We start from the raw sequence: 7,113 nt of genomic DNA on the forward strand, positions 1-7,113 counted from the left end.
GTGGTGGGTCGTGCAGGATTCGAACCTGCGACCAATTGATTAAAAGTCAACTGCTCTACCAACTGAGCTAACGACCCTTATCGCTATGTGGTGCGTATTATACAGGATAATTTTATCTTTGCAAGTATTTTTTTAAAAATTTTATAATTTTTTTTGCCACGCTGGTTCTACCCATTTGACTGTTTGGTTATGTTGGTGATTTTCCATCATTTCTAATAAGGTGGTAGGGTCATCAGACACACAAATCAAGTCCAAGTCTTCTTGTGGCATAAAACCCATGTCGGCGGTATGTTTGAGCATGGCAAGTAATGGGTCAAAAAAGCCATGCGTGTTTAAAAAACCAATGGGTTTTTGGGTGAGGTTTAGCTGTTTGGCAGACAGTACTCAAACACTTCTTCGTATGTGCCAAGTCCGCCTGCCATGACGATAAAACCATCGGCAAGCTCTATAAGTTTGGCTTTGCGGGTAGTCATGTCTGGGGTTTCAATGAGTTGGGTGAGGCTGGTATGGGCTTTTTCTTTTTGACGTAAAAAGGTAGGTATCACACCAATGACTTCACCGCCATGTGCCAAAGCACTGTCAGCCACCGTCCCCATCATGCCGATATTGCCACCACCATATACAAGACGGCGACCCTGTGTGGCAATGAGTGTACCAAGTGCGACAGCACTGTCATGATAGTGAGGGATTGTGCCTAGATTTGAGCCACAATAGACGGTGATGTTGGTTAGTTTCATAAGTTATCCTTTTTAAGTTTTAAAAATCGCCAAGGTTGTATCGTACCAAGTCCCATGCCAATCAAACCCAAGACCATGACATGATTGAGTGGTTCGCCAAGCAGTGGTACAGCGATGATGGCGGAAATAAAAGGGGCAAGTGAGCCTAGACCCCCTGCGATAAATGCTCCCAACCGTTCAACCGCCAAAGCGTACGTTACTGTTGCTAAAATCATGACAATAATGCTGTGAAAAATGGCTTGAATGGCAATGTGCGTGGGCTGGGCATTGGCAAGTGATGAATCAATAAATAGTCCATAAATGGGCAGATACACCACCGCCGACCAAATGGCGGTAGCACACATGGCTTGCCATGCACTAAATCCTGAATCTTTTAGCATCAGACCATAAATAGACCACGTAAAAGCACAAAGCAAAAACAGCCCATCACCTACCCCAAATTGCACGCCCTTAGTAAACATAAGTACACACATACATACTAAGGTGATGCCGATGATGAGTAGGGCGATTTGAGTGTCTTTGTCTGGACGTTTTTTGTACCAAGCATACATCAATATGGCGGTTGCCACAGGTATCATGCCATTTAAAAAAACTGCCCCATGCACCACAGGTGTGATAAGAAAGGCTTGGTAAACTAGTGAACTATAACCCACACCGCCAAAAATGGCAAGCAAAAACGCTCGGCGACTAAATAAAAAACGACAGTTTTTTTGATAGATTAAAATGCCAATGAGAATGACGGCAGAGATGCCAAAACGTAGGGCGATGATGTCCCATGCCTTGATGCCCCAATAAACATTGACACGTGCAAGTAAACTAAAACTGCCCCATACACACATTGTAATTATTGAAAAAACATAACCTTGTGTGGTGGGGGATAGGTGAGTGAGTGGATTTTTCATATAAAAGTTTACCCCAAATTGCTTTGGGGTAGGTGTTTGAAGTGGGTGTTGTTAGTCTTTGGCATTTTGGAGGTTGGGGTCGGCAAATATCACCACCTCTTCGGTGAATTCTGGCTTGACCTTCACCACAAAATCCTCACGAGACAACCCCATACGAAGCGGAATGGAACTTGCGATATAGACTGATGAGTATGTGCCTGCAATCGTGCCGATGAATTGGGCGAGTGCAAACCAAAACAGTCCCTCACCTCCCAAAAAGAGTAGGGCAATGACCACCACAAATACCGTGCCTGATGTCATGAATGTACGTCTTAGGGTTTCGGTTAGGGACAAATCTATGATTTGACGAGGTGGCAATCCACGCACACGGCGAAAGTTTTCACGGACACGGTCATAGACCACAATCGTGTCATTCACCGAATAACCGATGAGAGCCAATACAGAAGCCAGTACTGTCAAATCAAAGGGCCAACCGAAAATGGCAAAAAGTCCACAGACCACAATCACATCATGAAATAATGCCAGCACTGCACCTACTGCCAGTTTAAACTGAAAACGTACAGCAACATAGATGAGCATGAGAGCCAGTGCAATGCCCAACGCCATGACGGAGTTTAGGTAAATTTCATTACCAAGCTGACTGCCAATGACATTGATGTTTTCAACGGTGGCAGGATTTGATGGTAAATCCAATGCCAAATCTAAGGCTTGGCTTAGTCCTTCGGCATCTTTTGATTCTTGGGGGGGTAAGCGAATGAGAAGTTCTTGGCGTGTGCCTAGATATTGGACGACAGCATCATTAAAACCTTTATCTGCCAACGCATTGATTACTTGGGATTGATCGGCAGGTTGTTCGTATTTGACATCAGCCGATACCCCTCCTGTAAAATCAAGTCCTAAGTTTAACCCTTTTGTTGCTAACGCCACCACACTGGCGATAACCAGTAGGGCGGAGATAATCATCATGGGCAGTTCTATTTTCATAAAGGGAATGATGCGGTGATTACCGATGAGTTTTACACCCCCTTCTTTTTGAGCAAATTCATCTGCCACCACTGCTTGATTTTCAAGGGCGACATTGGCGGAAGCGTTGCTACCTTTACCGTTACGGCGTGGTGTTCTACGCCGCAAGGCTTGGCTTTCTTGATTTTCGGTAGGGTCATTAGAGTTATTTTGTGTCATGGTAATCTCCTAGCCGATACTAAGTTTGGTTAAGTTTTTGCGATAACCGTACCAAATTTGCATGAGTGCACGAGTTACGATAATGGCAGTGAATAAAGAAGTTAAAATCCCAATGGCAAGTGTGATGGCAAAGCCTTTAATAGGACCTGTACCAACAGCAAATAAGATGAATGCTACTAGCAGTGTGGTTAAGTTGGCATCAAAAATAGAGCTAAATGCACGATCAAAACCTGCTAAAATTGCTGATTTGGCTCGCACGCCATTGGCAAGCTCTTCACGAATCCGCTCAAAAATAAGAACGTTGGCATCCACCGCCATGCCCATGGTCAGTACAATCCCTGCAATGCCCGGTAGAGTAAGTGCTGAACCAATGATAGACATCACCGCTCCTAGCATAATAATGTTAAAAGCAAGAGCAATGTTGGCAATCACACCGCATGCACGATAAAAGACAATCATCCATAAAAAGACAAGTAGGTAACCAACTTTTGAAGAAAAAATCCCTTTATCAATATTGTCTTGACCCAGTGATGGACCAATGGTGCGTTCCTCAACGAAGTACATGGGAGCTGCCAGTGCACCAGAACGTAGTAGTAATGCAAGTTCGCCCGCTTCTTCGTTACTGTCAAGCCCTGTGATAACAAAGGACGAACCTAGCACCGCCTGAATGGTGGCACGGTTAATGACCCGAGTTTCGGCATAAGGGGTGCGTACTTCGGTGGTTTCGCCAGTTGCTTCGTCTTTTTGGTAAGTGATTTTTTGTTTGTTTTCAATAAAAAGCACTGCCATTTGTTTGCCAACGCTTGTGCGTGTGGCGTTTTGCATCAGCTTACCACCTGCATTATCAAGCGTGATAGATACCTGTGGGCGACCGTTGTTGTCCAAACCTGCTTGGGCATTTTGGACTTTTTCACCCGTAACGATGGATTGGCGGTTTAGTAAAATGGGTGGTCCATCAAGCGTCTCAAAAGGAAAGGCTTCTGTGCCTGCAGGTGGAATGCCCCCTGTAAATGTATGAGCTTCTTCGGCAACCATACGAAATTCTAGGTTGGCAGTACGACCAAGCACACGTTTTGCCTCAGCCGTATCTTGGACGCCCGGCAACTCAACCACGATGCGGTTAGAGCCTTGTGATTGGACGAGTGCCTCTGCCACACCAAGCTCATTGATACGGTTACGCAGGGTGGTCAAGTTTTGACCGACAGCGTATTCGTTGATTTGGGTGAGTGCTTGTTCGGTGTAGTTCACTTCAAGCGTCGCCCCTTCGCTTGTCATGATGGGGCGATAAGTAAAGTCCATGGGTAAGTTATGTTGTAGTAACGTTTGGGCTTTATCACGCTCATCATTGCTGTTGAAGGTGAGATTTAGACCATTTTCGGTATTTTTTAGGCTTTTAATGGCTATTTTTTCGCCACGCAGAACACGGCGAACATCTTGACTTGTGGTGGTCAGCCGTTGTTCTAGGGCTTTTTTCATATCCACTTCTAAAACAAAACGCACCCCACCACGCAAATCAAGCCCCAACTTCATCGGTTTTGCTCCGATGTCTCTAAGCCACTGGGGCGTAGTTTGGGCAAGGTTTAGAGCAACCACATAATTTTCTCCCAAGTTTTGACGTAAAACTTCTTGGGCTTTTAATTGGTCTTCGGCGGTTTTTAGGCGGATTAGGGCACTGTTGTTTTCAAAACTGCCGTTATGGTGAGCAAGCCCCGCCTTGTCAAGTAAGGCTTGGGATTGGGTTAAAACGTTGTTATCAAGCTGAGTGCCAGCGGACGCCCCTGTGATTTGGACGGCAGGTTCGTCCATATAAAGGTTTGGCAAGGCATAAATCCCTGAAACCACAAGCACAATGGCGATGAGTATATATTTCCAAGCAGGGTAATGCATAAGAACTTCTTAAAATGGTGTATGTAAGTAAAAATAAGATTTAGATATTGTCTAGCGTGCCATTTGGTAAAACGCTGATAACGCTGGCACGTTGGACTTTAATTTCGGTGGTTTTGTTTAGGGCGATAACGGCATATTCGCCTTCTATTTTTTTGATGGTGCCCATAAGACCACCTGCAAAGGCAACTTCGTTGCCAACTGCCAACGTATCCACCATTTTACGATGTTCTTTGACACGTTTGGATTGAGGGCGAATCACCAAAAAGTAAAAAATGGCAAAAATCGCCACCATAGGCAAAATCTGCAAAAAAGCATTGGGCTGGGCTGGGGTAGGGGTACCAAGAATAGAAAGTAGCATAAAAGTTCCTAAATCAAAAATAACACATTATGATAGCACAAAATCAAGATTTTGGGGCATTGAATTGTTTATCAAGGCAAATTTAAACAACTCATACAAAATCACTCAATATTCACAAAATACCCCTTGAAGTTATGATGATTTTGGCTTAATATGAACATTTTGATTTTTTATCATTTACCATGCCCCGACAGAGACTTTTACTTTTAGCTTTGCTTTTTTTGCCCACCTTAGCATGGGCAAACCCTACCACTTATACCAGCACCAATGTTGCGTTGCTTGTCTTTTATATCGGTTTGTCGCTTATTGTGTCTTTTATTTGTTCAATTTCGGAAGCGACACTTTTGACCATGACTCCAAGCTACATTGATACACTTCAAGAGGCAGACCCAAAGACCGCTTCTTTGCTGGCAGATGTCAAAGTTCAAAACATTGAAAAATCCATTTCATCTATCCTAACCCTAAATACAGTCGCTCATACACTAGGTTCGTTGGGTGCAGGTGCTCAAGCAACCATTGTATTTGGTGATGTGTGGTTTGGCGTGTTTAGTGCGGTGATGACGGTGGTGATTTTGATAGGTACAGAAATCATTCCAAAGACACTAGGAACGACTTACTGGCGTACTTTTGCCTTACCTGTGGCGTATTATGTCAAAGGCATTAATATATTATTGTTTCCTATCGTGTGGTTTGCCGAAAAAGTTTCACGTCTTTTAACAAAAGGCAATACCGAAAATAGTTTTAGTCGTCATGAGTTCATCGCCCTTGCCAATCAAGGTCAAAGCTCAGGACAAATGAGCGAACTTGAAACTCGTATCATCAAAAACTCTTTGGCACTTGGGGTGATTAATGTAGAAGACATTGTAACGCCCCGTTCGGTGATTACGGCATTTGATGAAAATATGACGGTGGGTGATGTATTTGCTACGCATACCAAACTGCCTTTTTCACGTTTTCCGATTTTTAGTGATGATTTGGACAATGCCACAGGTTTTGTTTTAAAGTCCGATTTGCTCATTGCCAAAGCCAATCAAGAAATTCACACGCCCATCAAGCAATTTCGCCGTGAAATGACTTTTGTATTCGCCAAGATGAAATTGTTTGATTTGCTTGATTTGATGTTAAAAGAGCGGGTTCATATTGCGTTGGCGGTGGGGGAGTTTGGCGAAGTGAAGGGCTTGGTGAGTCTAGAAGATGTGCTAGAAACACTGCTTGGACTTGAAATTGTTGATGAAATTGACCGTGTGGACGATATGCAAGCACTGGCTCGTCAGCTTATGGATAGACGCATGACAAGGCTTGGGACGAAGATTGAGCATGACGAAGATACAGCGATATCCTAAATTGCAACAAAATATTACAAAACCGTTATTATTGCTTAGGGCATTTTTGTTATCGTATGTACATTCTTATTTTGTGATGACATTAATGAAAAAATCCACTGTTTTGTTTGTTAGCAGTTGTATGTTGGCAGGCGTGTATGGCTCTAAAAAATGGCTTAAAAAACCTATGTTTGGCAAAGTGCTAAGTGCGTTTGGTGTGGCGGTGGTGGCGACTGCTCCTGCTTATGCCATCAACGAACAATCCATGCAAGCCTATGCAATGTCTATGAAGGCTTCTGCCAATGCCCAAAATATCAGTCAAATCGCCAAACTCATTGACGATGATGCGGTGATTTCTATCACGCGTCACGGCAAAACCAGCACGCTTGATAAAAATGCTTATTTACAACTTTTGCAAAAATCGTGGGCAGGCTCAACCAACTATTACTATGACATCACGATGAGTGATGTGGTGGTGGCAGGCGATCAAGTGCGTGCAGTAGTTAATACTGTAGAATCATGGGAAAAGGACGGTAAAAAAACAACCGTCAATACCACTTCAAAGGCAACTTTGGTACAGTCAGGGTCAGACATGACTCTGTTAAGAGCGGTTTCACAGATTGTTATAGAATAAAAAGCCCTACAAATCATAAACCAACATCACTGTTGTGATGTTGGTTTATTTTTAGAATAAAAAACAGATGTGAAGGCTTGATATTTTATGT

At 43.5% G+C, this 7,113-nt stretch carries 6 protein-coding genes, 1 tRNA gene and 1 pseudogene; 2 read left to right on the top strand and 6 right to left on the bottom strand.

Annotated elements, in window-relative coordinates; all coding sequences use genetic code 11:
• Position 1: 1 nt before the first annotated feature.
• The 6 genes and pseudogenes from MOB01S_RS11470 to yajC all read right to left on the bottom strand — a co-directional run bounded on the left by MOB01S_RS11470 (position 2) and on the right by yajC (position 5,066).
• Positions 2-77 (bottom strand) — tRNA-Lys (locus MOB01S_RS11470).
• Positions 78-141: 64 nt separating this feature from the next.
• Positions 142-737: pseudogene (locus MOB01S_RS12950) on the bottom strand (LOG family protein).
• Complete coding sequence (locus MOB01S_RS11480) at positions 734-1,639, bottom strand: DMT family transporter (RefSeq protein ID WP_066805581.1); 906 nt, start codon at positions 1,637-1,639, stop codon at positions 734-736. The pseudogene MOB01S_RS12950 and the gene MOB01S_RS11480 overlap by 4 nt, the downstream one beginning before the upstream one ends.
• Positions 1,640-1,690: 51 nt before the next feature.
• Positions 1,691-2,821: a protein translocase subunit SecF gene (secF, locus tag MOB01S_RS11485; protein ID WP_066805584.1), complete on the bottom strand. Its 1,131-nt coding sequence runs from the start codon at positions 2,819-2,821 to the stop codon at positions 1,691-1,693.
• A 9-nt stretch (positions 2,822-2,830) separates the two neighbouring features.
• Positions 2,831-4,708, bottom strand: a complete 1,878-nt coding sequence (gene secD, locus MOB01S_RS11490) for a protein translocase subunit SecD (protein WP_066805587.1) — start codon at positions 4,706-4,708, stop codon at positions 2,831-2,833.
• Positions 4,709-4,748: 40 nt separating this feature from the next.
• Complete coding sequence (gene yajC, locus MOB01S_RS11495) at positions 4,749-5,066, bottom strand: preprotein translocase subunit YajC (RefSeq protein ID WP_066805590.1); 318 nt, start codon at positions 5,064-5,066, stop codon at positions 4,749-4,751.
• A gap of 182 nt (positions 5,067-5,248) precedes the next feature.
• Between yajC and MOB01S_RS11500 the strand changes: the two genes are divergently transcribed.
• Both MOB01S_RS11500 and MOB01S_RS11505 read left to right on the top strand, forming a co-directional pair.
• Positions 5,249-6,409 (top strand): CNNM domain-containing protein, encoded by a 1,161-nt coding sequence (locus tag MOB01S_RS11500; protein ID WP_084349734.1) that lies wholly within the window; start codon positions 5,249-5,251, stop codon positions 6,407-6,409.
• An 85-nt stretch (positions 6,410-6,494) separates the two neighbouring features.
• Positions 6,495-7,022, top strand: a complete 528-nt coding sequence (locus tag MOB01S_RS11505) for a hypothetical protein (protein WP_066805592.1) — start codon at positions 6,495-6,497, stop codon at positions 7,020-7,022.
• The last annotated feature ends 91 nt before the right edge of the window (positions 7,023-7,113 follow it).

Origin of the sequence: Moraxella oblonga NBRC 102422 (assembly GCF_001598275.1) — a bacterium.
Classification (GTDB): domain Bacteria; phylum Pseudomonadota; class Gammaproteobacteria; order Pseudomonadales; family Moraxellaceae; genus Moraxella; species Moraxella oblonga.